Here is a 26,549-nt window from a genome sequence, read left to right as displayed (position 1 = left end):
GAAGGCCGGGTTGAAAAGTTTGGTGATGGTGGGTGTCTTCAAAAAAGCAAAGACAGACTGAGTTGACCCGATTTGCCTTAATGAAGGGTTAATATAAAGACTCGCGTTACGCCGATTTCGTTGGTTTTTGCGTCCGTTGCAACGGCTTGTTAACCGCTATCCGGTTGCATGGCGGCATCTCTCTTTTCCGTTGAAAGATGCTGCCGTGACCCTGCCGCCCATCAAGGCCCGTATCCGGGGCCTCTTTGCCCTGTTCCTTCTTCTGCTGGCTTCGCTGACCGCTGTGGCTCTGGGACATGAGGGGGCGGTGATCAGCGGGCTTAAGGCGACGCTTGAAACGGCCCCGCAAAGCGAGGCGCAATTGCGTCCGCTGCTGGTGGCGGCAGAGACTTTCCGGGCCGGTATCTGGGTTGTGGCGATCGGGGTCGGTCTGGCCGGGTTGGTGGCCATCGTCTATTTTGACCGTGAAGTGTTCAGCGCCCTGGAGCGCATGAGTCGCCTGATGTCGCGCTTTGCCGAACGCGACTTTGAAGCCGAGGTCGAGGGGGCGCAGCGTTCGGACGAAATCGGTGCCATGGCGCGGGCCTTGCAAATCTTCCGGGGCAATGGCCGTTCCCTGATCGCGCTGGAGGCCGAAAACGCCCGCCGCGCCGAGGTGCTGGCGCAGGCGCGTCAAAAGGCGCTTCAGGAAATGGGGGAGCGTCTGCACGCGCAGGTCTCGACCCTGATCGTGGGGTTGAGCCGCTCATCCGAAGCCATGACCGATTCGGCCGAAACCATGAGCGAACAGGCCAAGGGCGCCGTTTCGCGCATTGAGAACGTCACCGCCACGGCCGAGGCGACCTCGCGGCAGGCGCACCACGTCGCCGAAACCGTGCAGGGCCTGTCGAGCAGTGCCTCCGACATTGCTCAGGCCGCCGTCGCCTCGTCCGAAGTGTCGGCGCAGGCCGTGGGCCAAAGCGAGGCGACGTCCGAAATCATGGGCCGTCTGAACCGCAGCGCCGAGGAAATCAGCGCCGTCGTGGACATTATTTCCGGGATCGCGCGTCAGACCAATCTGCTGGCGCTCAACGCCACTATCGAAGCGGCGCGCGCCGGGGAGGCGGGCGCAGGCTTTGCCGTCGTGGCCTCGGAGGTCAAGACGCTGGCGCAACAGACCGAAAAGGCGACGCGCGACATCACGGACAAGGTGACGCACATCCAGTCGGACACCACTCAGGCCGTCGAGGCCATCGGCCACATCGTCGGCGTCATTCAGGAACTGCGCGCTTCGGCTGACGGCATTGCCGAGGCGGTCAGTGCCCAGCAATCGGCGACGCGCGACATCGCCAGTACCGTCGATGCTTTGGCCTCAGGGGCCCAGAGCGTAGGTCGCGACATCGACGCGGTGCGTCACGTTGCCGCCGCTACGGATCAGGCGGCGGGCACCGTTTCGCTCGAATCCCGCTCGGTGCAGGCCGTGGCGGGTGATCTGAAAGGCCAGATCGAGGCCTTCATTCAGTCCCTGCGCGCGGCTTAGTTCGATTTTTTGGGGAGATTTGGAGGCCTGACCCGGAGTCGAACCGGGCTACACGGATTTGCAATCCGCTGCGTAACCGCTCCGCCATCAGGCCTCACTACATTAGCGGTAGGCTCAGCTATCAGATCGGCCCTGCGGCTGCAATGGGATTGTCACGGTTTATATACAGAATTTTTGAATTTGGGATCGCATGGGTTGCGCCGGGCTTGCGGTCAGCGTGCCCTGACCGTGAACGCTGTCACTTTTCCTGAAAAATGCAAAAGCGGGGTGTGCGGTGCATTGAAGCGCGCCTTGCAAACGCCTATAAGCGCAGGATAAGGACACGACTCCTGTCGTCTATATGCTTCGAGGCTCAGATGGATTACTTCGCCGCCCGTCAGAACATGGTTGAATCTCAGGTGCGGGTGAACGACGTCACCGACCCCGCGCTGCAAAAGGCCATGCGTCACATTGAGCGCGAGCGTCTGGTCGCGCCGGGGCAGGGCTTTGCCGCCTATGGTGATGTCGAGCCGCAGATCGCGCCGGGCCGCGCCCTGATGCTGCCGCGCGACCTCGCCAAGCTGCTGCACGCGCTCAAGCCCGTCGCCGGTCAGAAGGTGCTGGCCATCGGCGCGCCCTATGCCGCCGCTGTGCTCAAGCACGCCGGTCTCGACGTCACGGTGCAGGAAGCCGATGCCCGCGTCCAGACCGTGGTCGAGCCCTATCTCAAGACGCTGGGTATTTCGCTGGTCGTGCAGGACCTCAAGACGCCGATCGCCGGTGAATACGACATCATCGTCAGCGAAGGCGCGGTCGAGGACGTGCCCGCCGAGTGGTTTGCCGCGCTGAAACTGCATGGCCGCCTGGGGGTGGTGGTGCGCAGCGGCGCATTGGGTGAAGCCCGTGTCTATACCCGCCTTCAGGCCGGTGTGTCCGAAGCCTTTGTGTTCAATGCGGCGACCGCCGTGCTGCCGGGCTTTACCAAGGCCCCGGCCTTCGTCTTTTAAGCCGAAACGGCGATCTGATCAGCGATCCAAAGGGGCTGCGGCATCACACCGCGGCCCTTTTTTGGGTCCGTACCGCAAAGAAATGCCTCGAGCCTCATGCCGAAAAGTGGACACCACTTTTCGGAAGAAACATGAGGCGTTAGAAATAATTAGAGCATTCGTCGGCTCAACTTAGCCGACGAATGCTCTAGGTGAAAAAACCGTAACTCGCCAAAGCCTCCGGCTTCTGGCAGTGTGTTGGCCAGTTCAAAGGCAGCAACGCATCGCAATGCGGGGTCGAAAGGCCGCCGGGCGGGGGGTGGCGCTGCCCTTACTTTAAGGGAATCATTTTGATGCTAAAGCTTTCGTCCAAGCCTGCCGGTGGCCGTAAGGGATTGCGTGCGTACCTGCTGGCCGGTTTGACGGTGTCGGCTCTGGCGCTGGGGGCGGGTTCGGCCTTCGCGGAATCGCTCACCGACGCCATTACTCTGGCCTATGCCAATAACCCCACCCTGCAACGCGCCCGCGCCCAGCAACGCGCCACGGATGAAACCTATGTGCAGGCGCGCTCCGGGCTCGGCCCGACGCTCAGCGCCGGGGCCAGCGTGGACTATAGCGACGTGACCAGCTTCGGCGCGCCCAAGTCCAACAGCGCCCTGAACCTGTCGGCCAACCAGACCCTGTTCGCCTCCGGCGGCCTGTCGTCGGGCGTCAAGGCGGCGGAGGCCGATGTCAATGCCGGTCGCGAAGACCTGCGCGCGGTTGAGGCTCAGGTGCTGAGCGACGTCATCAGCGTCTACACCGCTGTGCGCCGCGATCAGGAGGCCCTGCGCATCGGCGAGGAAAACTATAACGTTCTCAAGCGTCAGCTTGATGAAACCAAGGCCCGTTTCGAAGCCGGGGAACTGACGCGCACCGATGTGGCACAATCCGAAGCCCGTCTGGCGGCCTCTTCCGCCTCTCTGGCGCAGGCCCGCGCCCAACTCGACAGCAGCCGCGCGCAATACGTGGCCATTGTCGGTCAGACCCCCACGGCGCTCGATCCCGTGCCCGGCCTGCCCAACCTGCCCGTCACGTTTGACGCCGCGTTGGATCGCGCCGAAGCCAACAACCCGTCTTTGAGCGCCGCCAAATGGGCCGAAGCCGCCGCCCGCGCCCGCGTGTCGCAGGCCAAGTCGGGTCTGGGGCCGCGTGTGACCCTGGGGGCTGGTTACGCCACCAGCGCGCCGACCGATGATTTCAAGGATCTGGACAAGCGCGACGCGGCCACGGCCACCCTGCGCTTCACCATGCCGCTGTTCAGCGCCGGCTATAATTCGTCGCGCGTGCGTCAAGCCACCGAAGGCTATACGGCGCAGAAGATCAGCGTCGAGCTGGCGCGCCGCAATGTGGTGCAGAACGTTTCGACCGCCTGGGCCAATATGGCGGCCGCCCGCACGGCGACTCAGGCCAATCAGGAGCAGGTGCGCGCCGCCACCGTCGCCGCCGAAGGCGTCAAGTACGAGCAGCAAGTGGGCTTACGCACCAATATCGAAGTGCTGAACGCCGAGCAGGAACTGCGTCAGGCGCAACTGGCGCTGATCAACGCGCAGCGCGCCGAATACGTCGCCGCCTCTCAGGTGCTGGCGGTCATGGGCGACCTCGAAGCGCGTACCCTGACGCCGCAGGCCGAAATCTACGATCCGGCCAAGAATTTTGACGCGATCAAGAACAAGGGCGCGACGCCTCTGGAGCCGGTGGCGCGTGTGCTGGACGGGCTTGCCGATTCGTCGGGTGAAATCGTAAAAACGCGCTAAGAACTGTACAGGTACAGAGCCAATGCGGGCGGAGAGGTTCAGGCCTTTCCGCCCTTTCTTTTGCCGGTCGGCTTCAAATTTTGTTAACCCTGTTGGTCGCACACTTATCGTGATGATTCCGACAGGTGGGGAATGAGCCTGTCAGGCGAAAATAGGGCGCATAAAGATCGCTTAACAGTTGCCAAAAACCCCTGAGCCGTGTCTTTATGGCACAGACTATCCTTTTCGAGTGATTCACCGACATGTCCGAAACCGCCCACGAACCCACGATGGAGGAAATCCTCGCCTCGATCCGCCGGATCATTTCCGAGGACGATGCCCCGGAAGAAAAGGCCAAGCCTGAGCCTGAGCCCGAAGTCGTTGCGGCTGAGCCCGAACCCGAAGTCGCCTTTGACGAACCGGAAGATGAGCCGGAAGTCGAAGAAGAGGACGTGCTGGAACTGACGACACCGGTGGCGACGCCGAAGCCCGCCGTGTCGATCGGCGATATCGACGCCTTTGATCCGGAACCGGTGGCTGTGGCCCCCAAGCCCGCGCCGAAACCCGCTCCGCGCGTCGATTACGAAACCACTTCGCACCTCGTGTCAGAGCGCACGGTACAGAGCGCGGTCTCGGCTTTTGGCCAACTGACCAGCGCCAGCCTGCTGCCGCGCGAAGGCCGCTCGATCGAAGACCTGCTGACCGAAATCCTGCGCCCGATGCTGCAAGACTGGCTGGACGGCAATCTGCCGGCCATCGTCGAAACGGCGGTGCGTGAGGAAGTGGAACGTCTGGCCCGCCAGGCGCGCCGTTAAGCGCAAAACGCTTTTTTACCTGTTACCGGAGCGGCGTCCTGTGTTAAGGACGCCGCTCTTTCTGTTTCATGCTTACACGCGAAAAGACCATGCTGGAAAAGACCTTCGACCCCAAAACCGTTGAACCGCGCCTCTATGAGATGTGGGAAACGTCCGGTGCGTTCAAGCCGAGCGAGGACGAAGGCGCCGTACCCTTTTCCATCGTCATCCCGCCGCCCAATGTGACGGGCAGCCTGCATATCGGCCACGCCCTGAACAACACGCTTCAGGACGTGCTGACGCGCTTTGAGCGGATGCGTGGCAAGGCGGCCCTGTGGCTGCCCGGCACGGACCACGCGGGCATCGCCACGCAGATGGTGGTCGAACGTCAACTGGCCGCCGCCGGCAATGTCGGTCGCCGCGATATGGGCCGCGAGGCCTTTGTCGAAAAGGTGTGGCAGTGGAAGGCCGAGAGCAGCGGCACCATTCAGGGCCAGTTGCGCCGTCTGGGGGCGTCGTGTGACTGGTCGCGCGAACGCTTCACGCTGGATGAAGGTCTGTCGGCCGCCGTGCGCAAGGTCTTCGTGCAACTGTATAAAGAAGGCCTGATCTACCGCGACAAGCGTCTGGTCAACTGGGACCCGCATTTCCAGACCGCCATCTCCGACCTTGAGGTCGAGCAAAAGGAGGTCGATGGCCATTATTGGCACTTTGCCTATAAGCTGGCTGACGGCGTGACCTTCGACTATCCGGTTAAGGACGAAGAGGGCCATGAAACGCTGGAAACGCGCGACTATATCGTCGTGGCGACCACCCGCCCGGAGACGATGCTGGGCGACACCGCCGTGGCCGTGCATCCGGACGATGAGCGTTATAAAGCACTGATCGGCAAGCACGTTATTCTGCCGATCACCGGGCGTCGCATCCCCATCGTCGGCGACGACTATGCCGACCCGACCAAGGGCTCCGGCGCGGTGAAGATCACCCCGGCGCACGATTTCAACGATTTTCAGGTCGGCAAACGGCATAACCTGCCGCTGATCAATATTCTGACGCCGTTCGCCACCCTCAACGACGAGGTGCCCGAGGCCTATCGCGGTCAGGACCGTTTCGCGGCGCGCAAGGCGATCATCGCCCGCGCCGAGGAAGAGGGCTGGCTGAAAGCCATAGAAAAGACCAAACACATGGTGCCGCACGGCGACCGGTCGGGTGTGGTGATCGAGCCCTTCCTGACCGATCAGTGGTACGTCAATGCCGGTGAGCTGGCCAAGGAGGCGCTGGCCGCCGTCGAAGACGGCCGCACGGTGTTTGAGCCGAAGAACTGGGAAAAGACGTACTTTGAGTGGCTGCGCAATATCGAGCCGTGGTGCATTTCACGCCAGCTCTGGTGGGGCCACCGCATCCCGGCGTGGTTTGGCTTTGAGAAGGATAATTCTCAAACACCGGCTATTTTCGTCGAAGAGTCCGAGCAAAAAGCCATTACTGCTGCGGAAAAACTCTATGCGGAGAAAGTAGTTGTGGTCGGTAGCTACACCGAAGCGGTTATGCTAGCGGCGGAGACTAACGAGGGTGAAAAAGTCTGGCCTATCTGGCAAGATGAAGACGTTCTCGACACCTGGTTCTCGTCGGCCCTGTGGCCGTTTTCGACCATGGGCTGGCCGGAACAGACGCGCGATCTGGAGCGCTTCTACCCCACCCACACGCTGGTCACCGGGTTCGACATCATCTTCTTCTGGGTCGCCCGCATGATGATGATGGGCCTGCACTTTACCGGTAAGGCCCCGTTCCAGCGCGTCTTTATCAACGCCCTTGTCCGCGACGAGAAGGGCCAGAAGATGTCGAAGTCGAAGGGCAATGTCATGGACCCGCTGGTCCTGATCGACGAATTCGGTGCCGACGCTCTGCGCTTTACCCTGACCGCCATGTCGGGGCAGGGCCGGGACATCAAGTTGGCCAAACAACGCATTGAAGGCTATCGCAATTTCGGCACCAAGCTGTGGAACGCCCACCGCTTTGCCCAGATGAACGAGTGTGCGGCGGTGGCCGGCTTCGACCCGTCGGCGGTCAAGTTGACGCTCAGCCGCTGGATTCGTGGCGAGACGCACAAGACGGTGAAGATCGTCACCGAAGCGCTGGAAGCCTGCGCCTTCGATGACGCAGCCAATGCCCTGTATAAGTTCGTGTGGAACGTCGTTTGCGACTGGTACGTCGAACTGTCGAAGCCGATCCTCAACGGCGAAGATGCCGAGGCCAAGGCCGAAATCCGCGCTATGACGGCGTGGGTGCTGGATCAGTGCCTGATCCTGCTGCATCCGGTCATGCCCTTCATCACCGAAGAACTATGGGCGGCAACCGATGGCCGCGCCAATGCGCTGATCGTCGAACAGTGGCCGGTCTATGACGCGGCGGCGATTGATGCCGCGGCGGATACCGAGATCAACTGGCTGATCGAGCTGATTTCCGAAGTGCGCAGCGTGCGTTCGGAAATGAATGTGCCGGGCTCTGCCAAGGTGCCGCTGACCCTCACCGGGGCCGGGGCGCAGACGCAGGGCTGGCTGAGCACGCACCGCGACCTGATCCTCTTCCTGGGGCGTCTGGGCGAGGTCGGCGTGGCCGAAACGGCCCCTGTCGGCTCTGTGCCCTTCGTGATCGCCGAGGCGACCGGCAACCTCAGCGTGGCCGAGTTTATCGACCTCAAGGCCGAGGCGGCGCGATTGGCCAAGGACATCGCCGCCTTTGACAAGACGATCGAAGGGACCAGGCGCAAACTCGATAACCCGGAGTTTGTTAAAAAGGCCCCGGAAGAGGTGATCACCGAGAATCAGGAGCGCCTGAAAGACGCCGAAGACGGCAAGGCCCGCCTGTCAGCGGCGCTGGAACGGCTGAAAGCGGCCCTTTAGAGCGTTTTTCGCTCAAGTGGATACCGGTTGAGCGTAAAAAAACGCGACAAAACAAAAATTTAGAGCGACATTTCGATTCAGAATGAACGAAATGTCGCTCTAACCCAAAGCCCCGGCGCACACCGGGGCTTTTTTTCATTCCGCTGCGGGCAGGGGCGGCAGCCGTCTGCCCCGCAGTGGCAGGAGACCCGTCATGGTACGCACCACCTGTGCCCGCTGTTGAAAGGCCAGCGTGCCGGCCAGCGCGACGGTTACAAGGCTCATCAGGTGCAAGCTCAGGGGCACGGGCAGGATGGCGCGCTGCTCGATCTCGTTCAGCACCAATATGCTCCCGGTCAGGCCGATCAGCCCCCACGTGCTGACGCTGGGCCAGCGGCCGCCCTGCCGCGCGACCAGATGCGCCAGCAGTGCGCCAAAGGGCACCACCAGCAGCAGGTCGTAATCCATCAGGCGCGGGTTGAGCAACTGCGCCAGCCCCAGCCCCAGAACCAGCCGTTCATTTCTGCTGAGCTGCCCCAGTTCCGCCAGAGCCAGCCCCGACAGGGCCAGCGTCCCCATCACCACAGGCAGAAGCGACAGGGCCACAGGCGAGGTGCTGTCTATGCCCCAACTGTGCAGCCAGCCAAAATAGCTGATGCCCGTCTGGTCGCTGAGCACCACCTGCGACAGGGTGTCCTTCCACAGCGGGGTAAGCGGCGAAGGGCTGTGCAGCACCCATAGGCTGAGGCTCAGGCCCGCCACGACGCCCGCTGCTGTCCTCCCCATGCGCCAGCGTAGGGGCCGGTCCATATAAGCCAGAACGATCAGATAGGTCAGAAGGACGGGCTTGATCAGGCTGACGACGGTGACGGTCAGCACAAACGGCCACACCCGTCGCGGCAGGCTGAACGCCCCCAACAGCACCCCGCCATGCAGCAGGATGGCGATATTGCCGCAGGCGATGCACCCACCGGTAAACAGGGCCAGCAGGGGCAGTTTCAGCCGGATATCGACCTCCGGCAGGGCGAATTTGACGGCATAGGCGCTCAGCCCGCAAAGCGCCAGCAGCCACAGACCGCCAAACAGCAGCCGGTATCCGTCGGCCCCCAGATGCGCGATGACAAAGGCCACGCCTTCGGCGACCGGCGGCGCATAGACAAAGGTTGCACTTTTCAACCCTGCACAGGCCGGGGTGAGGTCGTAAGGATTGCCGCCTTTCAGCAGGGTCACACCCGCGCAGGTGACGGCATCGAAGTCCTCAAAACCCGGCGTCTGGCGGATAAAGCGCCCTATCAGCCCGCTCACGACCGGAAGCGAACATAGAATACCCCACCACAAAGGCGGCAGGTGCGTCAGGCGGGGACTGGGGGCCATCTCTTTTCTCTCTGTATCGAAAGAAAAGACAGGTCGCCGCTCATGTGGATGAAACTAAGGAGACTCTGTGTCCGGCGGTTCGCAGTCGTGGCAAAACCGGGGCAATGATGTCGGTTACTGTGTGTTTTGGTGTCTGGGCCTACAGGCGTCCCTGTATAATATCACCCAGGAAAGGCTTAGGATTTTTCAGGGCCTGCTGGATAATATCCTTGTTTTGCCGGATCACGATCAGGCTGACCCACAGGACAAGGGCGACAAAGGCCGGGGACATGATGTCGGCGGGCTTGAAGTCCTTGATGGGTAAGACAGCCATGAAAAAGCCCGCAACACCGATCCACAAAAACGTCCACGATACCTGAGAAAAGGTGCGCTCACCGTAATCGCGCGCCACCATAACGACCGCCGCCAGCATGGTTGGCAGGAACAGCATGTCGTAGGACATCATGCGCGGATTGATCAGTTGTGCCATGCCGAGCCCGATCAGGAGGCGCGTATCGAGACTGAGCTTGCCCAGATCACAGAGCAGAAGCCCGGCCAGCGCCATGATCGGGAAATAGACGGCAAAGGCGATCAGGGTGGCGGGATGATCTATGGTCAGGCCGACCCATTCGGCCCAGGCGAGCAGGGTATAGCCCGGCTGTTCGATCAGGGTGATGTCGTAGATGGTCTTTTGCCACACCTCATACAGCGGCCCGGCGGTGCGGCTGATCCACACATAGAGGCCGATGCCGATGACGGCCCCGGCGGCGGACCACAATAGCCGCGAGCGCAGGGGCCGCACGTCATACATCAGCACGATCAGATAGGTCAGGAAGACCGGCTTGATGATCGACGACACCAGCACGACCAGCAGGAAGGGCAAGCGGGTGCGGCGGATCATCAGGGCTGTGCCGATGGCGGCGGCGTGACAGATGACGGCGATATTGCCGCACGATACCGCTGAGCCAGAGACGATGGTATAGCCCAGCAGGCGGATATGCAGCGGCAGGTTGGGGAAGCTGCGTTTCAGCCCGTACCACGCTATCACCAGCAGAGCGGCGATCAGAAACGGCGCATAGAGCCAGCGCGCCCCGGTCAGCCCCGTCACCTCGATAATCGGGCGCAGGAATTCACCGATCTGCGGCGCATAGACGTAGGGCGCGGCCTTGAGGCCTTCGCAGGCCGGTTCGTAGGCATAGGGCGACAGGCCGCGCCGCATATAGTCGGCCCCGCATATCAGGGCGTCAAAATCGTTCATCCACCACTTGCCCTTGACCAGACGCCCCAGCAGGTGGCTGACCACCGAAAAGCTGATCAGGAAGAGAAACCAGAAGCGCGTGGATTTTTTCTGCGTGTGCGCCTGCAACCACGTCAGGGCGTCGGGACGGGGTTTGCGGAAAAATTCAGTCAGGGACACGGGCAGACTTTCGGAACAGGAGAGCGGTGAGGATGGTGTCGCGGCGCTGGGCAAAGGTCAGGGCCCCTACAGCCAGAACGTAAAGACTTAAAAGTAACGTACTGATGCGCGTGGTGAAATCGCCCAGTTCGGCGGCCCCGCCGATCAGGCAAAAGACGCAGATGACGGTCAGAATCGTACGGCCGCGATCCTTCAGGACGCTCAAGGGTTTGGAAGCCGAGCTAAGCGACGGGCTATAGAGCGCGATATAGGCCAGACCGACGCCGATCAGAAACACGTCCTGCGACATCAGGCGCGGAATGGTCAGGACGCCAAGGCTGAGGCCCAGCCAGATGCGGGCGCGGGTGTCGAGTTTCAACCCTTCGGCGATGGCAAGCCCGCTCAAAGCCATTAGACCTGCAAAGACCAGCCAGCCCAGATTGGCCCCCACACTGTCGCCCCGCAGGCCCAACAGGCCCAGCCAGCCGTAAAAACTTTCGCCCGGCGTGGTCGTATAGACAAACCCCGACAGGGTGGCGCGCCAGCTTTGCGACAGGGCCGAGCCGTCGGTGGCAAACAGGACGGTGGGCAAAAGCCCGGCGATGGCGGCGAGGGCCGCCCAACCGAGCCGCTTGCCCAGCGGCAGGTCGATAAACAGCAGCACCAGCAGATAGGTGAGGAAGACCGGCTTGATGACGCCGCACAGGGCGACCACGGCCGCGAACAGCCACGGATAGCGTTTGGCCACCAGCGCTGAGGCCAGCACCGCCGCGTGGCACAGGACGGCGATATTGCCCCACACCACGGCGCTGCCGGTCAGGAAGGCGGCAAAGGGGATTTTATCTAGCCGGGCGGGCTCAGGTCCTGCGCCCGTTTTGCGCGAAAGGACGTATGTGCCCCCCAGCAAGACCGCCAGACTGAGAACATAGAGCGCGCCATAGAGCCAGATCAGGCCGTCCTGACCGATCAGGCGAATCACGCCGGCAAAGGCTTCGGCGACGACGGGCAGATAGACATAGACTGCCGTCGTGCCCTCCATCGCCGCGCATTTGAGGTTGAGATCGTACAGCGCGCCGCCGTCAATGACCTTCTGCGCGCCGCAGGCCACGGCACGATAATCACCGAACCAGGCGTGGGATTTGGCGATCTTACCCAACACACCGGAGAGCAGCGGCAGGAAAAAGACGAAGACAATCAGTCCAATACGCACCGCCGGGGGAAACCGTTTCATCCACACCTCAAAAAGCCCGCTGACCTCCGCTTAAGGCCGCGTTGGCGGAGCGCCATTTTGATGCCGCTATGCCAAATCAAAAGTTTGTTATATACCGCGACCCACACGGCCACAGGCCCGCACCATAAGTTTCAGGAGTTGTTTTTGCCAGACGCAAATTTTGCCGCTGACAAAGCCCCGGACGCCGCCGCGCCCGATCTCAGCCTTATCATCTGCACGCTGAACGAAGGCGCGGCCATCCGCAGCGTGATCACCGAGATCGCCGGGCACCTGAGCGGCCTCAACTATGAAATCCTCGTGGTCGATGACGATTCGAAGGACAATACCGCCGCCGAAGTGAGCGATCTGGGTAAGAGCGATCCGCGCGTGCGCCTGTATGTACGCAAGGGTGAGCGTGGTCTGTCGTCAGCGGCTATCCGCGGCTGGGACATGGCGCGCGGTCGCGTGCTGGGGATCATGGACGGCGACGGTCAGCACGATCCCGTGGCCATCCGCGCCCTGGCCGACATGATCCTCAACGGCGACAAGGACCTCGTCTGCGCCTCACGCTATATCGGCAAGACGGATACGGGCCTGAGCTTTATCCGTGATCTGGGCTCCAAGGCGGCGACGCTGGCCACCGGTCTGGTGCTGAAAGCGCCCCTGACCGATCCCATGAGCGGCTGCTTCATGATGACGCGCGACTGGTACGAAACCGCGCGTCCCAACCTGACGGGCGTAGGGTTCAAGATTCTGGTCGATCTGGTCGCTTCGACCAAGGTGCGCCCGCGCTTCGGCGAGGTGAAGGCCTCTCTGCGTCAGCGTCAGGGCGGCGAATCCAAGCTCGATATCCGCGTCGTGCTCGACCTCGGCGCGCTGCTGATCGAAAAGGCCACCAACGGCATCATCTCGGCGCGCTTTGTGCTGTTCGGGCTGGTCGGTGTCTCGGGTGCGTTCGTCTATGCGATTATTCTGGCGCTCAGCCATTCGCTGCTGCGCGTCGATGGTGGCCTGCCGCTCTATCGCTATCAGGTGCGCTATGACGACATTATCAACTACGGTCTGGCCATCTGGCTGTCGATGACGTGGAACTTCTACATCAATAACGTCCTGACCTTCCGCGACAAGCGCCTGAAGGGCTGGCCGATGCTTACCGGCCTGCTGGGCTTCTACTTCGCCTGTTCCATCGGGGCGCTGCTCAGCCTCGGGGTGGCGATCCTGCTGAAGGACTATTTCGGTATCCACTGGTTCGCGGCCGGCATTTCGGCGGCGCTGCTCAGCGGCGTGTGGAACTACTGGGGGGCCAAGGCCTTCGCCTGGAACCAGAAGAAGGGTACGAATTAATGATCGAGGAAAAGTTGCCCGGCAAGCCGGGTACTTTTCCTCGGACCATATCGAGAAAAATCTCTTGGGGCGGCCCAGCGAGATTTTTCAGTTTTTGCTTATCAGAATAAAAAAAGCGCCCTGCACCAAGGGGGGGAAGGTGCAGGGCGTCAGTGGACCCGGATATCCTCTTAAATCAGAGAATTGGGAGGGGTTCTCGAATCGGTTAGTAACGATCGCGGCGGTCGTAACGGTCATAGCGGTCGTAATGATCGCGGCGATCGTAACGGTCGTCATAGCGGTCACGACGGTCATAACGGTCATCGTAACGGTCGCGGCTGCCGTAGTACTGGCACTGGGTGTTGTCCGAGCCGACCTTGGCCCCGATCAGGCCGCCGACGACGGCGCCCAGAATAGTCCCTTCGGTGCGGGCGTTGCGGGCCGAGACGCCGTTACCGACGGCGGCACCGGCAACGGCCCCCAGAACCGCGCCATTGGTCTTGTTATTCGTCTTGCGCTCGGCGCAGGCTTCCGAATAACTGCGGCGCTCATAGCGGTCGTAACGGTCATAGGCCGAAGCGGTGCCGGCCAGACCGGCGCTCAGAACCATGGCCGAGGCCACGGCCGACAGGACGATCTTTTTCGTGGTGTTGAACTTGGTCATGGTGGGGTTCCTTTCGGGTTTATTTCCATTCCGCGGCGGGTCAGCCCGTCGTTGATGAAGACCTTTATAGGCCCCCCAACCTGAACGGTTTTTGAGAACCCTGTTCATCTTCGTTCATCTTGGCATTTTCTTTTGCAGGCTGAACGGGCTGAAATTTTCCGAAAATATTTGAAATATCAATGCATAATGGCCCCTGTTGTGCCGGAAGTCGGGAGGGCGGCCTGTCTGGACGCAGAACTTTTTTCAAAATTTTTGTTCAGCTTTGAACCCCAACTCCTTTATTAGCCGCCCATGAGTGATGTGACCCTTACCATCGAAAAAGTCGGCTTTCAGGGCGACGGTGTGACGACGGACGGCGTGTTCGTGCCCCTGACCCTGCCCGGGGAGACCGTGCGGGCTTCCGCGCCAAAGGACGGCCATGCGCGCCTGATCGAGGTGGTGACGCCGTCCGCTGAGCGCGTCGCCCCCGTCTGCCCGCATTTCAGCCAGTGCGGCGGGTGCAGCCTGCAACACTGGGAGATGGCGGCCTATAGCGACTGGAAGCGCGCCAACGTCGAAACCGTGCTGCGTCGGGCGGGGCTGGAAACCGAGGTCGCGCCCATTCGGACCACGCCGCCCGCCACGCGCCGTCGGGTTGGCCTGCACGCCAAACAATACCGTCAGGGCAAGACCGTGCGCACCGAGCTGGGTTATAAGCGGCGGCGCTCGTGGGATCAGGTGAAGATAGAGGTCTGTCCGGTGGCCGATCCGGCCCTGATCGCGGCCATACCTGTGCTGACGGAAATCGCCTCTCACCTGTTTGAGCATCCGAAATCCGCTCCCATCCTGTCGGTGACCGTCTCGGATACCGGGCTCGACGTCGATGTGCGCGGTATCGAGCGCAGCAAAAGCGGCGGTCTGAGCGCACAGGCGCGCATGGAGATCGCCCTGATCGCGCAGTCGTCGGATATCCGTCTGGCGCGTATTTCGATGGCCGATGACATCCTCTATCAGTCGCATCTGCCCAGCGTGCGCTTTGGCCGCGCCACGGTGGACCTGCCGACCGGTTCGTTCTTGCAGGCCTCTGCGACGTCCGAGGCCGATATGGTGGCGCTGGTCAAGGACGCGGTGGCGGGGGCCAGGCGTGTGGCGGACCTGTTCTGCGGGGCGGGTACATTCACCTTTCCGCTGGCCGAAACGGCTTCGGTCTATGCCGCCGACGGGGCGGGCGGGGCGGTGCGGGCGCTCAAGGCCGCCATTGGCCGCGCGCCGGGCCTGAAACCGATCACGGTCGAAGCGCGCGATCTGTTCCGCGCGCCGGTGGTGGCCGAGGAAATGGCCGGCTGGGACGCCGTGGTCTTCGATCCGCCGCGCGCCGGGGCCGAAGCGCAGGCGCAGCAGATCGCCCGCTCACAGGTGGCGCGTGTCGTCGGCGTGAGCTGTAACGTGCAGACCTTTGCCCGCGACGCCAAAATTTTGACAGAGGCGGGCTTTCAACTGGATCGGGTGACGCCTATAGATCAGTTCCTGTGGTCCGGCCATGTCGAGCTGGTCGGCGTCTTTTCGCGGTAACTGCCTTGATATCTGTCGTCATTCCCACCCTCAATGCCGAAGCCACACTGGTGCGCACCCTGGGCGCGCTGGTCCCGGCGGTGGTCGAAGGTCTGATCAAGGAAGTGATCATCGTCGATGGCGGCTCCGAAGACGCGACGCTGGAAATCGCCGAATCCACGGGCTGTACCGTGCTGCACGCGGACGCGGGGCGCGGTCTGCAACTGTGGCAGGGGTGTAAGGCGGCCAAGGGCGACTGGCTGATGATCCTGCACGCCGACTCGCTTCTGGGTGATGGCTGGATGGACCATGTGCGCGACCACATGAAGCATTTTCCGTTGCGCGCCGGCTATTTTCGGCTGGCTTTTGATGATCCGTCGTGGTTTGCCAGCTTTTGGGCTGAGGTCGTGGCCTTCAATTCACGCTGGCTGGCCATTCCGTCCGGCGACCACGGCCTGTTCCTGTCGCGCGCCCTTTATGACGCCGTGGGCGGTTATAAGGATCAGGTGGCGTTTGAAGACCTGAGCATCGACCTGGCTCTCGGCCGGGCGCGCCTGCGGCCCATTCCGGTGTCGCTGACCACCAATGGCGAGCGCTTCCGCAAAGGGAGCTGGTATTTATCGCTGTTCGGCAAGGCGGGCGGCTTTGTGCTGTACCTGCTGGGCTTCCCGCCCAAGCCGCCGGTGAAGACGACTTAGATTTAGCCACGAAAAACACGAAAATCACGAATTTCGTTGCGTAACTCTGTTCGCGCGAAGCGTTCGTGATTTTCGTGTTTTTCGTGGCTAATTACTTATCGGCCAGAATATCGACGATCTTGGCATCCGAAGCCGCCAGCGCCAGAGTCTTTGACGGCTTGCCCATGATCTGACGATAGATCCAGTAAGAGGCGACCACCTCTTCGACATATTGCCGCGTCTGGGCCACCGGGATCGATTCCATCACCAGCAGCGAGTCGGCGTCATCGCCCAGCGAGCGCATGGCGTCCTGCACCCATTTTTCGCCGGCATTGTAGGAGGCCACTACGCGGAACAGGTCGGAGTCATTGATGCCCGACGCCGCCAGTTTCAGCATGTAGGACTGACCCACCTGAAGATTGACCGCCGGGTCGAGCAGCTTGTCCGGATTGCTCATCAGGCTGGAATCGCGCGTCACCACATAGGCGGTGGCTGGCATCAGTTGCAAAAGGCCATAGGCCCCGGCATAGCTCTTGGCCTTGGCGTTGAACTTGCTCTCTTTCTTGGCGATGGCGAACAGCAGCGCCTTATCGATGCGCCAGCCTTCGGTCGGCTCGAAATCGGGGATGGTATAGTTGGCCGGGTCGAACAGACGGTCTGAGGTGCGGATTTGCGAGACTGACAGATCGTGCGCGTCGGCCAGAGCCAGCCAATTGCTGCGCGTCTGCTGATCCGGTGAACGCTGGATGGCGGTTTGCAACTCGCTGCGGGCATCGGCCTTGCGGCCTACGGCCACCAGCATCGAGACGCGGCGGGCCTGAGCGTCGTTTTTGGCCCAGTTGAAATCGGCATTGAGCTTGGCCGTATAGGCCCCGCGCGTTTCTTCGGCAAAGACCGGGGCCTGTCCCTTTTGCGCGCGGACGACGGCGGGTTCGGCCCCCAGACGCTGCTCGGCCAGAAGGCCATAGAAGGTGAAGGGGAAGGAGGCGGCGTATTTGAAATAAAGCTCGGCGTCGCCCTTATGGCCCATTTTCGCGGCCATGCGACCGGCCCAGTAGGCCCCGCCCGACTGGCTCCAGGCGCTCTGGCTGGGGTCATTGACGATGAAATCGAAGTGTTTCAGCGCTTCGTCATAGCGCTTGAGGCGATAGGCGGCGAGGCCCGCCACCCAGCGATCGCCGATCTGCACGCCCAGTTTCAGCGCCTGATCCAGCTTGCCGTCATTATAGGCCGAGCGCGCCGATTTGGGCGTCAGGGCCGAATCGGGTCCGGCGGTGCCCGCCTTGACTTCGCTGCGCGGTGGCCCGTCCAGCAGGCCGGTGGAAGACAGTTTCTGCGCCCCGGCCAGTTTGGGGAACGGCGGGTCTTCGACGCCCTCAGGCTTTTTGCGCTTGGCGAGATTCCACACGCGCATGGCCTGCGGGTGGTCGGGATAGCGCTCCAGCCAGCTCATCAACTCTTCGTAGGTTGAGCTGTAGTCCGGGTGGAACAGTTTGTTGAACTCAAGATAGCCCATCAGGCTCTTGTCGCTGATCTTTTCGATCGAGGCGTCGGCGGTGGCGAAATCGCCCTTGTCGAGCGCCTCAAACGCCGCCTGATAAAGCTGTGCGTCCCACGGCGACAGGCCGGGATCAAGTGCGGCAGGCACCTTGGGCGTCGCGCGGGTCAGGCTGCTATAGGCGACGGGCTTGCGCGGTGTGTCGGAAGCTGCCGCCAGCAGGACCGCGCCCTTATAGGCGGTTTGCGGGGTGCTGAGGATGGCATCGACGGTCTTGTCGCCGGTCAAAGTAGGGGTTTGGGCGAGGGCGGGCGCACAGAAACAGACGGCGGCAAGCGCAGCGGCGGACATCAGGACATGCCGGTAGCGGGCGCGGCTCGCAGGTCTGGTCAAGGCAACACTCCGTCGTTGTTTTTCCAAATCGGGAGGTTTCGGACGCGGTTTGAACAACCCTTTTGCGAACGAAACGATGCATCCTGGCCAGCGCGGGAAAGTGCGGACGCCTGTGGACAGTAATCAAAACCTGATGGGGAGGCAAGCTATTAAGGGTTGCGCTCTTAGGCGAGACCCTCCGTGGCCAGAAGGAAATCGCTCCAGAACGCCTTTTTGGCAAGGGGTTGGCGCAGCAGAAGCGCGGGGGGGAAGGTGACAAAAACCCGCAGGGGGGCACCGCCCGAAAGGGTCAGATCGTGCGCCTTGCCGCGCAATCTTTGCACGCTGTCGTTGGAATCGAGCACGCTGCGCACCGCCGTCGCGCCGCACAGGATGACGACCTTCGGTGCGCTCAGTTCGATCAGGCGGCGCAGGAAGGGGGCGGTGAGGCGGATGTCTTCGTCGGTGGCCGGACGCCCGCCCGCCGGACGCCAGAACAGACCGGGTAGGCGTAAGGCCCGTTCATTGAGCCCCAGCGCCGACAGGGCCGCATCGGTCAGATGCCCCGGTTTGCCCTGAAAGGCCGTCTGCGCCTCGTCCTCATCGGCGTCGGGCACATCGCCGACGATCAGCACGTCTGCCGCTGAGGCCCCGCGTCCGCGGATCAGGCCCTTGCCGCCTTCATAGCGCAGGGGCACATCCGGAAAGGCCTCCAGAGCGGCATAAAGCGCCTCGACCGTCGCGGCGCTGGCGGCGATAGCTGCGGCGGCAGCGGCGGCGCGCTCGACATCAAAATGGCGCAGCGACTCAGGCCTCAGGGCATTGACGCGCACAGCGCTCGGCAGGGGGGTGACCGTCGCCGGGGCGTTTTGCGCCGTCGCCGCCACAGAACGCGATTTATTTTCCGCCAAAAGACGATTAATAGGCTGAGCATCGTAGATGTCGTCCAACTCATGGTCATTGAGAAAGCTGAGATAGCTTTCCAACTCGCGCATGGTTTGGGCCGTGATGGCGTGAGGCTCCGGCATAAACAGACATCTTTGAGAAAAATGATCGGCAGGGTCTTTACAGTCTTTACGGAAACTGTGCCACAAGATCAAACCGGCACCGGGAAATATTAGAGAAGAGTACGAACATGGCGGACGCACCTGAACGGGAATCGATGGAATATGACGTCGTCATCGTGGGCGGCGGCCCGGCGGGGCTGGCGGCGGCCATTCGCCTCAAACAGACGGCACAGGCCAGTGGCGGCGACGTCTCGGTGGCCCTGCTGGAAAAGGGCTCCGAGATCGGCGCTCACATTCTGTCCGGCGCGGTGATCGACCCGTCGGGACTGACGCAGCTTTTTCCCGACTGGAAGGCGCAGGGTGCACCGCTGGAAACGGCCGTCACCGAAGATCGCTTCATCTATCTGGGGCCGCAGGGCGCGCTTGATATCTCCTTCCTACCCATGCCGTCCTACATGAAGAATCACGGCTGCTATATCGGGTCGCTGGGCAATCTGACGCGCTGGATGGCCGAGCAGGCCGAGGCGCTGGGCGTTGAAATCTATCCGGGCATGGCCTGTTCCGAAGTCCTGTACGACGACGCGGGGGCCGTAGCGGGTGTCGTGGCCGGCGTGTTCGGGCTCGACCGCGAAGGCCAGCCCAAGGGCGATTACCAGCCCGGTCTGGAATTGCGCGCCCGCTACACCTTCTTCGCCGAGGGCGTGCGCGGCTCGCTGTCGCAGCAGATCATCAAGCGCTTTGAGCTGGACAAGGACAGCGACGTCCAGAAATACGGCATCGGTATCAAGGAGTTGTGGAAGGTTCCGAAGGCGAAGCATAAGCCCGGTCTGGTGCAGCATACGCTGGGCTGGCCGCTGGATGACAAGACCGGCGGTGGCTCCTTCATGTACCATTTCGGCGACGAATATGTGTCGATCGGCTTCGTCGTCCACCTCAACTATCAGAACCCCTATCTGTCGCCGTTCGATGAGTTCCAGCGCTTCAAACAGCACCCGGTGGTGCGCGAGCATCTGGAAGGCGGGCAGCGTATCTCCTACGGCGCGCGGGCCATTACCGAAGGCGGCTATCAGTCGGTGCCGAAATTGAGCTTCCCTGGCGGGGTGCTGATCGGCTGTTCGGCGGGCTTTGTGAACGTGCCGCGCATCAAGGGCAGCCATAACGCCATCAAGAGCGCCATTCTGGCCGCCGATGCGGCGTGGGCAGCCCTGTCGTCGGGCGACGCGCCACAGACGCTGGAAGGCTATGACAAGGCCTATCAAAAGTCGGATATCGCCAAAGAACTGAAACTCGTGCGTAACGTCAAACCCCTGCTCAGCCGCTATGGCACGACGCTGGGCATGGTGCTGGGTGGTCTCGACATGACGGTGGGCAATCTCACCGGCGGCTGGTCGCCCTGGGGCACGCTGAAGCATGGCAAGACCGATGCGCAGTCGCTCAGACCCGCTGCGGAATTCAAGCCGATCGCCTATCCGAAGCCCGATGGCCAGATCAGCTTCGACAAGCTGTCTTCGGTGTTCATCTCCAACACCAACCACGAAGAGGACCAGCCGGTCCATCTGCGCCTTAAGGACCCGGAGGTGCCCATCGCCATCAACCTGCCCAAATATGCCGAACCGGCGCAGCGGTACTGCCCGGCCGGGGTCTATGAGGTGGTGGACGATAACGGCAAGCCACGCTTCCAGATCAACGCCCAGAACTGCGTCCACTGCAAGACCTGCGATATCAAGGACCCGACGCAGAACATCGTGTGGACCACACCCGAAGGCGGCGGCGGCCCCAACTATCCGAATATGTGATGTCTCTCCTCCCTACGGCAAAGCTGTAGGGAGGAGGGTAGGGCTTTTCCCTAGAATTTGACGTTTTTGAAAGGGGTGTCCTTCGATAAGGACTTGATCCTGCCGGATTTACTGCGTTCACTGTGCCGGTAATCGAGAGACGCCCCTGATGAAGCCTGTTCTTGCCTCTGCCGCCTTCGCCGCCCTTGTGTGCCTGACCACGCCGGTCATGGCCGCCGATAAGGCCTATTCCAGCGCCTATGGCGACTTTCTGGTCGGGCGTCTGGCGGCGGCACAGGGCGATACGGAGACGGCCGCGCGGGCCCTGATGGCGGCGGCGGACGCTGACCCTGCCAATGCGTCCTTGCGCGAACGGGCCTTTCTGGCGGCGGTGCTCAGCGGCGATATGAGCTTTGCCCGCAGCCACGTGCCCGAAAACGGCGGGCGTTTGTCGCGCACGGTCGCCGCTCAGGTGCAGGCCATCGCGCTGATCCGCGAGGGCAAGGGCAAGGCCGCTGCGGCCGTCATCGAAGCCTCGCAAAAGGCCGGCGCCAGCGACCGGGCCACGGTTTTGCTCAAGCCGTTATCCTACGCGGCGGCGCGTCAGTGGGACAAGGCCATCGACCCGACGCTGGAAAGTCAGCTCAACGCCGGGACGACGCCGAATCGCGACCGGCTGGTCCTGTTTCTTCAGGCCGCCAATCAGGCGCGTCTTTTGGAGATGAAGGGCCGTCATGCCGAGGCCGAGGCCATCTTCAAAATCATCTGTCAGCCCGGTCCGGCCAGCGTGCTGTTCGGCCCCTATTACGGCGCATTTCTGGAAGGCCGTGGCCGCAAGGACGAGGCGCGCAAGCTCTATACTGACATTCTGGGCGTGTCCGAGGACCGGCTGGTGCGTCAGCGCCTCGACGGGCTCGATGCCAAAGACTATCGCAAGCCGAAATCACCCGATGTGCGGCTTATTCTGGCCGACAGCCTGTTCCTGTCCGGCACGCTTTATGCCTCGGAGCAGCAGTCGGAAATGGCGCTGGCGACGCTGAGGCTGGCGCAATACGCCGCCCCGGAAACCGCGGTTGCCACGCCGACGCTTGACCGCACGCGGCTTCTGGCCGGGCAGGTGCTGATGCGCATGAAGGACGTGCAGGCGGCGCAGACCGAGTGGGCGTCGATTGAGCCCGACTCGCCCTTTTACCGTGAGGCGCAGGTGCGCGCCGCCTGGAGCCTCAAGGAAGCCGGTGATCTCGACGGGGCCGAGGCCCTGTTTACCGAACTGAGCGCCGCCGACCCGAAGGACATCGGCCTGACGGTCGAGCGGGCGCGCCTTCTGTGGCAAAAGGATGATACGGCCGGGGCGCTCAAGCTGATGGAAGCTTATCAGGCCGCCTATGGCGACGCGGATTTCGGCTGGGAAACCTGGTTCACCGTGGCGGTGCTGTATCAGGCCGCTGGCGACTGGGACAAGTCTAAGGCGGCGGCGCAAAAGGGCCTGACCCTGCAACCGGACAGTTCCGAACTGCTCAACCTGCTGGGCTATGGCCTGATCGAGCGCAAGGAGAATGTGACCGAAGGCATGGCGATGATCCGCAAGGCGCTCGAAAAGACGCCGCGCTCAGGGGCGATCATGGATTCGCTCGGCTGGGGCTATTACCAGCAGGGGCAGTATGCCGAGGCGCTGGAATGGATCGAAAAGGCCATCGCCGCCGAACCGGCTGATCCGGAAATCACCGACCATCTGGGCGACGTCTATCACAAGCTGGGGCGCACCATCGAAGCGCGCTACCAGTGGGCGCGCGTCCTGACGCTGGAGGCCGACGACAAGCAGAAGGCCGCCGTGCAGGCCAAGCTGGATACGGTCGCGGTGCCCGACGTCAAGGCCGTGGCCGAGGCCGAAACGATGCCGGTGCCTGAGACGACCAAGCCCAAAGCCCCGGTCAAGACACCGGCTAAAACGCGCAAATGAAGCGGTCGCGGCTGGCCCCGGCCAAGGTCAATCTCTATCTGCACGTCGCCGCCCCGGATCACCGGGGCTATCATCCCCTGCGCAGTCTGGTGGTCTTTGCCGACTATGGCGATGAGGTAAGCCTGACGCCGGGTGAGGGGCGGCTGTTCATCGACGGGCCGTTCGGGCAGGGTTTGAGCACGGGCGAGGACAATCTGGTTCTCAAGGCCGTCCGGCGGTTTGAGGCGGCAACGGGCGTGCGCGTGGATAACCACGATTTCTACCTGACCAAAAACCTCCCTTTAGCCTCAGGCGTGGGCGGGGGCAGCGCTGATGCCGGGGCGGTGTTGCACCTGTTGCGCGAAGCCTGCGCGCCGGAGGTGACTGACGACGCCCTGTCCTTCATGGCGGCGGAGACAGGGGCTGACGGCGTGATGTGCCTGCGGGCTCAGGCGTCGATTGCCGAAGGTTATGGCGAGCGATTGACGCCGGTCACATTGCCGCCCTTGCCCGCTGTGCTGATCAATCCGGGAGTCGAGTGTCCGACACCGGCGGTTTTCAAGGCCTATGATGCGGCAGCGGAATTTGCCCCTGTTGACACGCAGTGGCGGGGATACGACCTGATCGACGACCTCGCTACCACCCGTAACGATCTGGAAGCGCCCGCCATCCGTCTGGTGCCGGTGATCGGTGAAGTGCTGGCGTCTTTACGCGCGCAGCCTGAGACACGCTTTGCCCGCATGTCGGGATCGGGGGCGACCTGTTTTGCCCTGTGCGAGACCTTGAGCGAGGCCGAAACCCTGGCGGCTCGACTGCGCGCCGACTGGCCAAAGGCGTGGGTGCGGGCCTGTACGCTGAAGTGAGCCCACAGATAGCCACAGATGACATCTGGTCAATGCCATGTCATCCCGTGGGGAGGACCGGGTTTTGGGAACCACAGATTCCACAGATTTCACAGAGGGGCGCTGCGCGCCGGTTTGCGTGGCCTCCGCACTCAGACGCTGAAAACGGATAATCCGTGAAATCTGTGTAACCTGTGGTTTCTTCTAAACTGTGGCCATCTGTGAAGAGGGCTTAAACCATCTCCACCGCGCGTTTGCTGCGCATGGCTTTTTCGACGCGGACCTCCGGGTCTTTGAGAAATTTCCGATAAGCGACAGAATCCGCAGGATAAAGCGCGATCTTGCCCGCGTGATTATAATGCGCCCCGAAGCCATAGGTCCTGGTCAGGGGCGAGGCGCGCATACACGGGTGCCCTTTGGAGAGAAACGTCGCGCGCGCCTGCTGATCCGCTGTATCAAGGCCGTATTTCAGGCAATGGACGGTAAAGTTCAGATCATCCAGAGTCAGTTCGTAGGGATGTTCCGACAACAGCTCATAATGCAACCGCGCCAGGGTCGGCGGGCCGTCACGGCGGGGCGGTTCGAGCCCCATGCGGTGTTTCGAGTCTTCGGCGATGGCGATGAAGGTGTTGCGGATCATGGCGTCGTCCCTGTGTCGCGACCTTTGGGACAGTGAGTATACGCCTGTCTCAGGCCGTCTTGAAGAGGCCACGCTGCCGCAGGATCAGGCAAAGACTCAGTGCGGGAAGCCCGGCCACTGCCGTGCCGATAAAGAAGATTTGATAGGCCCCGAACAGGCCGTGCGTCGCCGTCAGGCCATCAACGATCTGCCCCGAAAAGCCTTTCAGCAGCTTGCCGGTCAGGTCGGCCGCCGAATACATCAGGGCAAAGTGGGTGAGGGTGTGTTCCTTCACCGTAAGGCGCGTTAGAAAGGCGATAAAGGCCGTTTCGGCTACGCCATTGGCGATGTTGTCGATGATCAGCGTGCCGCCGAACACGGTGACATCCCCCGGATGCGCGGCCATCAGGGCAAAGCAGATATTGGACAAAGGCCCGGTCACCGCCCCCAGCCAGAAGGCGCGCTCAACCCCCAGCCACAGAAGACACGCCCCGCCCAGCGCCACCCCGGCGAACGAGGCCGCCAGCCCGATGGTCGAACGCACATAGGCGATATCGGCATTGCTGAGGCCGGTGTCGCTATACAATGGCCCGGCCACTGGCCCGATCAGATAGTCGGGCAGGCGATAGAGCGCCACGGTCGCCAGCACCCACCACGCCAGTCCCGCATGTTCCTGAAAAAAGCTTTTCAGTGGCACGACGACATAGGTGTCGAAGCTGTAGGGCACCGGCGGCGTAAGGGCCTCGGCGCGCGACGGCCGCGCAATTAGGGTTGCGGCCACACCGACCAGCATCAGCGCCGCCAGCCCGGTTACCGTGGCCGGCCAGCCGAATTGGTCTGCGGGAATAAGGATCAGCGAACCGGAGACGATGGCCGCGACCTTATAGCCGAGGGAATAAATTGTCGGATTGAGCGCCTCCTGTGCCTGTCCCTCGGTCTGCTCGATGCGCCAGGCGTGGATGGCGATTTCCTGCGAGGCGGCGCTTAAGGCCAGCAGCAGGGTCACGGCGACAAAGGCCCAGATATTCCCCGTGGGGCCGATGGCGGCCATGCCGATCAGGCTGAGGATCACCCCGCCCTGTGCCAGCAGCATGAAGGACCGCCTTTGCCCCAGCCGCGCGTGCAGGAGCGGCAGGCGCACCTTGTCCATCCACGGGGCCCACACGACCTTGAAGCCGTAAAACAGGCTGATCCAGCCCATATAGCCGATGACGGTCAGGCTTGTCCCTTCCTCGCGCATCCAGAAGCCGAGCGTCGCGCCGGTCATCAGGAAGGGCAGGCCCGCCGAAAAGCCCAGCACCAGCAGCAGCCAGGCATTGGGCGTTTTCAGGGCGCGGAGGATGTCGCGGAAGGTGGGCTTATCGGCAGAGGACATTTGGCTTTAACCCGCTCTCCCCAGTCGCGGGGAGACGCACAGAAAAAGCGATTCTCCGCCGTCTGAACAGGTTTTCTTTCCGTGCAAACCTTGCTTGGCCGGACGCACCTCTCTATGTTCGCGGCCATTCTGGAGTCCGGCATTTTCGAACATGACCAAAGAGCCCCTGTCCTTTCAGGACCTTATCCTGACCCTGCACCATTACTGGAGCCAGCAGGGCTGCGTGATCCTTCAGCCCTATGACGTCGAAGTCGGCGCAGGCACCCTGCATCCGGCCACCGTCCTGCGCGCGCTGGGCAAGAAGCCGTGGAGGGCCGCCTATGTGCAGCCGTCGCGCCGTCCGGTCGATGGCCGCTATGGCGAAAACCCCAACCGCCTTCAGCACTATTATCAGTATCAGGTGATCCTGAAACCGAACCCGGACAATCTTCAGGAACTGTATCTCGGCTCGCTGAAAGCCATCGGGCTCGACACCGCCCTGCACGACATCCGCTTCGTCGAAGACGACTGGGAAAACCCGACCGTGGGCGCGTGGGGCCTCGGCTGGGAAGTGTGGTGCGACGGCATGGAAGTCACGCAATACACCTATTTCCAGGGCGTCGGCGGCATCGAAGTCGATGTGGTGTCGGGCGAACTCACCTACGGGCTGGAGCGTCTGGCCATGTATCTTCAGAACGTCGATAATGTCTATGATCTGAAATTCAACACTGACGGCGTGAAGTACGGCGACGTGTTCAAGGAGCAGGAGCGTCAGTTTTCGGCCTTCAACTTTGAAGCGTCCGATGTGGCGACGCTTAAGCGCCAGTTTGAGGACATGGAGCGCAACGTTCTGCGCATCCTCAATACCGAAAACAGTCTGGGCTATAAGCTGGTCCTGCCGGCCTACGACCACGTGCTGAAGGCCTCGCACCTGTTCAACCTGATGGATGCGCGCGGCGCCATCGCGGTGGCCGAACGGCAATCCTATATCGGCCGCATCCGCGACCTCTGTAAGGCCTGCGCGCTTGAATGGGCCGCACAAGAAGAAGCTAGATAAC

The 26,549-nt window shown here is 62.1% G+C and carries 20 protein-coding genes and 1 tRNA gene; 12 read left to right on the top strand and 9 right to left on the bottom strand.

What is annotated here, in order from left to right; translation table 11 throughout:
• Positions 1–205 precede the first annotated feature (205 nt).
• Complete coding sequence (locus EM6_RS15660; protein ID WP_126424048.1) at positions 206–1,519, top strand: methyl-accepting chemotaxis protein; 1,314 nt, start codon at positions 206–208, stop codon at positions 1,517–1,519.
• 20 nt (positions 1,520–1,539) lie between these two features.
• On the opposite strand, the gene EM6_RS15655 is transcribed toward EM6_RS15660, so the two are convergent.
• Positions 1,540–1,613: transfer RNA gene (locus EM6_RS15655), tRNA-Cys, on the bottom strand.
• Between the two features lie 262 nt (positions 1,614–1,875).
• On the opposite strand from EM6_RS15655, the gene EM6_RS15650 reads away from it, so the two are divergent.
• The 4 genes from EM6_RS15650 (at position 1,876) to EM6_RS15635 (ending at position 7,953) form a co-directional block, all read left to right on the top strand.
• Positions 1,876–2,505 (top strand): protein-L-isoaspartate O-methyltransferase family protein, encoded by a 630-nt coding sequence (locus EM6_RS15650; RefSeq protein WP_126424047.1) that lies wholly within the window; start codon positions 1,876–1,878, stop codon positions 2,503–2,505.
• Between the two features lie 332 nt (positions 2,506–2,837).
• Complete coding sequence (locus EM6_RS15645) at positions 2,838–4,280, top strand: TolC family outer membrane protein (protein WP_126424046.1); 1,443 nt, start codon at positions 2,838–2,840, stop codon at positions 4,278–4,280.
• Between the two features lie 242 nt (positions 4,281–4,522).
• Entirely contained in the window at positions 4,523–5,074 is a 552-nt protein-coding gene (locus EM6_RS15640; RefSeq protein ID WP_126424045.1) for a DUF2497 domain-containing protein, read from the top strand.
• Between the two features lie 89 nt (positions 5,075–5,163).
• Complete coding sequence (locus tag EM6_RS15635; RefSeq protein ID WP_126424172.1) at positions 5,164–7,953, top strand: valine--tRNA ligase; 2,790 nt, start codon at positions 5,164–5,166, stop codon at positions 7,951–7,953.
• 135 nt (positions 7,954–8,088) lie between these two features.
• Here EM6_RS15635 and EM6_RS15630 read toward each other — a convergent pair whose 3' ends face one another.
• The 3 genes from EM6_RS15630 to EM6_RS15620 all read right to left on the bottom strand — a co-directional run bounded on the left by EM6_RS15630 (position 8,089) and on the right by EM6_RS15620 (position 11,912).
• A complete protein-coding gene (locus tag EM6_RS15630; protein ID WP_126424044.1) occupies positions 8,089–9,306 on the bottom strand; it encodes a hypothetical protein in 1,218 nt (405 codons plus the stop codon).
• Between the two features lie 139 nt (positions 9,307–9,445).
• Positions 9,446–10,702, bottom strand: a complete 1,257-nt coding sequence (locus tag EM6_RS15625) for a hypothetical protein (protein WP_126424043.1) — start codon at positions 10,700–10,702, stop codon at positions 9,446–9,448.
• Entirely contained in the window at positions 10,689–11,912 is a 1,224-nt protein-coding gene (locus EM6_RS15620; protein WP_126424042.1) for a hypothetical protein, read from the bottom strand. The genes EM6_RS15625 and EM6_RS15620 overlap by 14 nt, the downstream gene beginning before the upstream one ends.
• Positions 11,913–12,056: 144 nt before the next feature.
• Here EM6_RS15620 and EM6_RS15615 point away from each other — a divergent pair, with 144 nt between their 5' ends.
• On the top strand, positions 12,057–13,235 hold the full coding sequence (locus EM6_RS15615) for a glycosyltransferase (RefSeq protein WP_232037147.1): 1,179 nt from the start codon (positions 12,057–12,059) through the stop codon (positions 13,233–13,235).
• A 205-nt stretch (positions 13,236–13,440) separates the two neighbouring features.
• On the opposite strand, the gene EM6_RS15610 is transcribed toward EM6_RS15615, so the two are convergent.
• The gene (locus tag EM6_RS15610; RefSeq protein ID WP_172961280.1) at positions 13,441–13,878 is read right to left on the bottom strand and encodes a glycine zipper 2TM domain-containing protein; all 438 of its coding nucleotides are present in this window, start codon (positions 13,876–13,878) and stop codon (positions 13,441–13,443) included.
• A gap of 291 nt (positions 13,879–14,169) precedes the next feature.
• Here EM6_RS15610 and EM6_RS15605 point away from each other — a divergent pair, with 291 nt between their 5' ends.
• Complete coding sequence (locus EM6_RS15605; protein ID WP_126424039.1) at positions 14,170–15,429, top strand: class I SAM-dependent RNA methyltransferase; 1,260 nt, start codon at positions 14,170–14,172, stop codon at positions 15,427–15,429.
• A gap of 5 nt (positions 15,430–15,434) precedes the next feature.
• Complete coding sequence (locus EM6_RS15600) at positions 15,435–16,106, top strand: glycosyltransferase (RefSeq protein WP_126424038.1); 672 nt, start codon at positions 15,435–15,437, stop codon at positions 16,104–16,106.
• Between the two features lie 91 nt (positions 16,107–16,197).
• Here the strand turns inward: EM6_RS15600 and EM6_RS15595 are convergent, their stop codons facing one another.
• Together EM6_RS15595 and EM6_RS15590 are read right to left on the bottom strand one after the other, a co-directional pair.
• A complete protein-coding gene (locus EM6_RS15595) occupies positions 16,198–17,976 on the bottom strand; it encodes a transglycosylase SLT domain-containing protein (RefSeq protein WP_126424037.1) in 1,779 nt (592 codons plus the stop codon).
• Positions 17,977–18,140: 164 nt separating this feature from the next.
• Positions 18,141–18,983, bottom strand: coding sequence for a uracil-DNA glycosylase (locus EM6_RS15590; RefSeq protein WP_126424036.1), 843 nt, complete (start codon positions 18,981–18,983; stop codon positions 18,141–18,143).
• Between the two features lie 107 nt (positions 18,984–19,090).
• On the opposite strand from EM6_RS15590, the gene EM6_RS15585 reads away from it, so the two are divergent.
• The 3 genes from EM6_RS15585 (at position 19,091) to EM6_RS15575 (ending at position 23,539) form a co-directional block, all read left to right on the top strand.
• Positions 19,091–20,758 carry an electron transfer flavoprotein-ubiquinone oxidoreductase gene (locus EM6_RS15585; protein WP_126424035.1) on the top strand — a complete coding sequence of 556 codons (1,668 nt, stop codon included), beginning with the start codon at positions 19,091–19,093 and terminating at the stop codon, positions 20,756–20,758.
• Positions 20,759–20,906: 148 nt separating this feature from the next.
• Positions 20,907–22,697: a tetratricopeptide repeat protein gene (locus EM6_RS15580; protein WP_126424034.1), complete on the top strand. Its 1,791-nt coding sequence runs from the start codon at positions 20,907–20,909 to the stop codon at positions 22,695–22,697.
• On the top strand, positions 22,694–23,539 hold the full coding sequence (locus EM6_RS15575; protein ID WP_126424033.1) for a 4-(cytidine 5'-diphospho)-2-C-methyl-D-erythritol kinase: 846 nt from the start codon (positions 22,694–22,696) through the stop codon (positions 23,537–23,539). The genes EM6_RS15580 and EM6_RS15575 overlap by 4 nt, the downstream gene beginning before the upstream one ends.
• Positions 23,540–23,750: 211 nt before the next feature.
• Here the strand turns inward: EM6_RS15575 and EM6_RS15570 are convergent, their stop codons facing one another.
• Both EM6_RS15570 and EM6_RS15565 read right to left on the bottom strand, forming a co-directional pair.
• Positions 23,751–24,158, bottom strand: a complete 408-nt coding sequence (locus EM6_RS15570; protein ID WP_126424032.1) for a DUF6157 family protein — start codon at positions 24,156–24,158, stop codon at positions 23,751–23,753.
• A 49-nt stretch (positions 24,159–24,207) separates the two neighbouring features.
• Positions 24,208–25,512: an AmpG family muropeptide MFS transporter gene (locus EM6_RS15565; protein WP_126424031.1), complete on the bottom strand. Its 1,305-nt coding sequence runs from the start codon at positions 25,510–25,512 to the stop codon at positions 24,208–24,210.
• Positions 25,513–25,663: 151 nt separating this feature from the next.
• Between EM6_RS15565 and EM6_RS15560 the strand changes: the two genes are divergently transcribed.
• Positions 25,664–26,548 (top strand): glycine--tRNA ligase subunit alpha, encoded by an 885-nt coding sequence (locus EM6_RS15560; protein ID WP_126424030.1) that lies wholly within the window; start codon positions 25,664–25,666, stop codon positions 26,546–26,548.
• Position 26,549 lies beyond the last annotated feature (1 nt).

The sequence above is a fragment of the Asticcacaulis excentricus genome (genome assembly GCF_003966695.1).
In the GTDB taxonomy this organism is placed as follows: Bacteria; Pseudomonadota; Alphaproteobacteria; order Caulobacterales; family Caulobacteraceae; genus Asticcacaulis; species Asticcacaulis excentricus_A.
The sequence above is the reverse complement of the archived record's forward strand: the minus strand, read 5'-3'. Positions and strand labels throughout refer to the sequence as shown.

Bases quoted from the DNA above. Each gene is read 5' to 3' on its own strand.
- EM6_RS15650 (WP_126424047.1), top strand. From the start codon at position 1,876: ATGGATTACTTCGCCGCCCGTCAGAACATGGTTGAATCTCAGGTGCGG.
- EM6_RS15645 (WP_126424046.1), top strand. From the start codon at position 2,838: ATGCTAAAGCTTTCGTCCAAGCCTGCCGGTGGCCGTAAGGGATTGCGT.
- EM6_RS15640 (WP_126424045.1), top strand. From the start codon at position 4,523: ATGTCCGAAACCGCCCACGAACCCACGATGGAGGAAATCCTCGCCTCG.
- EM6_RS15635 (WP_126424172.1), top strand. From the start codon at position 5,164: ATGCTGGAAAAGACCTTCGACCCCAAAACCGTTGAACCGCGCCTCTAT.
- EM6_RS15630 (WP_126424044.1), bottom strand. From the start codon at position 9,306: ATGGCCCCCAGTCCCCGCCTGACGCACCTGCCGCCTTTGTGGTGGGGT.
- EM6_RS15620 (WP_126424042.1), bottom strand. From the start codon at position 11,912: ATGAAACGGTTTCCCCCGGCGGTGCGTATTGGACTGATTGTCTTCGTC.
- EM6_RS15610 (WP_172961280.1), bottom strand. From the start codon at position 13,878: ATGACCAAGTTCAACACCACGAAAAAGATCGTCCTGTCGGCCGTGGCC.
- EM6_RS15605 (WP_126424039.1), top strand. From the start codon at position 14,170: ATGAGTGATGTGACCCTTACCATCGAAAAAGTCGGCTTTCAGGGCGAC.
- EM6_RS15590 (WP_126424036.1), bottom strand. From the start codon at position 18,983: ATGCCGGAGCCTCACGCCATCACGGCCCAAACCATGCGCGAGTTGGAA.
- EM6_RS15585 (WP_126424035.1), top strand. From the start codon at position 19,091: ATGGCGGACGCACCTGAACGGGAATCGATGGAATATGACGTCGTCATC.
- EM6_RS15580 (WP_126424034.1), top strand. From the start codon at position 20,907: ATGAAGCCTGTTCTTGCCTCTGCCGCCTTCGCCGCCCTTGTGTGCCTG.
- EM6_RS15575 (WP_126424033.1), top strand. From the start codon at position 22,694: ATGAAGCGGTCGCGGCTGGCCCCGGCCAAGGTCAATCTCTATCTGCAC.
- EM6_RS15570 (WP_126424032.1), bottom strand. From the start codon at position 24,158: ATGATCCGCAACACCTTCATCGCCATCGCCGAAGACTCGAAACACCGC.
- EM6_RS15565 (WP_126424031.1), bottom strand. From the start codon at position 25,512: ATGTCCTCTGCCGATAAGCCCACCTTCCGCGACATCCTCCGCGCCCTG.
- EM6_RS15560 (WP_126424030.1), top strand. From the start codon at position 25,664: ATGACCAAAGAGCCCCTGTCCTTTCAGGACCTTATCCTGACCCTGCAC.